General features: G+C 59.4%; 2 protein-coding genes. Both read right to left on the bottom strand.

Annotation, left to right across the window (positions count from 1 at the left end; translation table 11 throughout):
* Positions 1-149, bottom strand: a 149-nt coding sequence (locus AC04SH_RS34760; protein WP_287209018.1) for a co-chaperone GroES, incomplete at its 3' end; no start/stop codon positions are given.
* Between the two features lie 614 nt (positions 150-763).
* Positions 764-910, bottom strand: coding sequence for a zincin-like metallopeptidase domain-containing protein (locus AC04SH_RS34755; RefSeq protein WP_488481863.1), 147 nt, complete (start codon positions 908-910; stop codon positions 764-766).
* Between the last annotated feature and the right edge of the window lie 868 nt (positions 911-1,778).

The raw sequence follows: 1,778 nt of genomic DNA, 5'->3' as shown, positions 1-1,778 counted from the left end.
GCGCCGGAGCCGACGGCGATGATCTCGCCTTCCTGCGGCTTTTCCTTCGCCGTATCCGGGATGATGATCCCGCCGGCGGTCTTGGATTCGGATTCGACCCGCCGAACGACCACGCGGTCATGAAGCGGGCGGAACTTCGACTTTGCCATTTTTTCTTCCTCGAATGAGAACGGTGAGAACAGTTTCTCCATCCGGCGATGCCGCCGGATACGAGTTGGCACTCACCTAAGGCGAGTGCTAACGCGGTCGTGAGATAAGGCTGCAGGCTCGCACTAGTCAAGATGGAAGGGACAGGGCGAAGAGCAAAAAGCTGCTTTCGCCAACGCCATCCACGCCGCCTTAGACACACGGCAGCGGGAGGGGGGCAAGGGAGCTAACGCAATCGGAGGTGCTCGTCTTGGTGTGCATCGCCTATGTCCAGCCGATCACGCGTGGCGAGCTGTTGTCCTTCTTCGCACGCTCGTCTGCGGGTGTGGGCTGGCCACCCATTTAACGATCGACGTGTCGAATGATTTCGCGGCCCGTCCGATTTCCTCCGTTAAAATTCGGAGGCGATTGGATCGAAATACGGGTCTCAAATCGCAAATTGCGGTGGGCAACGGGCCCCTCGGCGCATGACGAGCTAACTACTGCTTCCCCGCCCTTTGTGAATCCAGCTCTTCGCCTTCGACCGGAGTGGTATCGATGGTCCTCGACTGGAGGCGCTGCAGTTCTTCGAGACGTTCGCCGTTAACGGTGTTGGGATCAAGCCGCTCGTTGAGATTTAGGGTCGTCGCGACCTCAAGGCGCCCCCCCCGGGGGTCGCGCAAAGGAACGCGGCGGCAAGCTCCTCGCGAGAATAGCCGTCGTTTCCAAACCGTTTGCCGCCGAGGTCACGGTCAAAGTGCATGGCATGCCGGGTCCAGTGCACCTCGTTTGCGATTGCTGTCTAAACGCCTGCGCATCCCAGAAGGTCTCGAAGGCGGGCGTTTGAATAGCGGAACCGAGCAGTCAGCGCATGACGGATGTTGGCCGCATCGCGGTGAAGAGGGCTTCGGCATGGGCAGTTCGCCCATTCGGGTTCCGGACGCGCCTGTCGACCTCGCTCCACACTTCGCGAAGTGTTTGCCAAGAGCGTGGAAATGATGACTGCATGTTCGACGGAGGCGTTCTAAACGGCCCGGCTGCGGCCACAAGACATCGACGGGCAAGACGATCGTCGATTACGGCAGCTCTTTGCGTCGCCACGCGCAGCTGACATCAAGAACGAGTGAGAATCGGATGGCGGGCCGGATGTGCTTGCCAAAGCAGTGCCTTCCCGTTCAACCAGGTCTCTGCCAGTCGCGCAACCGTACTTTGCAGTGCACCTCACCGCGAAAGATGGCCGTACAGCGGGGAGAAGCAGTATTTGTCTCAGATTTCGATCTATGGGGTCTTGACGGCGAAGCGCGCGGGCACATGCACCACGCTCAAGGCGCGTTGTCGTGATCAGGTTGTCGACAGCTTCCCCATTTAACAAAACAGACAGGGTTGGTCGCATTGGAAGAACATCGGCTGCCGATGCTCACGGTGCATGCCTGCCGAGGGCTGTTAAAGGGTAGTTTGTTCCTGATTTCCGGCACGTCAAATCCAGCCCAGCTTCGATGCCGATATTTTTGAAGGGAGGAACGGATGGATTTCGCCTCGACGAAGTGGGAGCAGGTAAAGTCGGACAGCGCGGGCCGGCAAGCGAGTTCACCCGCGGTGCCGTCCGCAGATGCAGCGACCTTTGAGCGGCAGCTGAGCGAGATCGCCAGTTC

The sequence above is a fragment of the Mesorhizobium sp. CNPSo 4688 genome (assembly GCF_057784295.1).
Note: the sequence above shows the minus strand (reverse complement) of the source record. Positions and strands in the feature narration are given on the sequence as shown.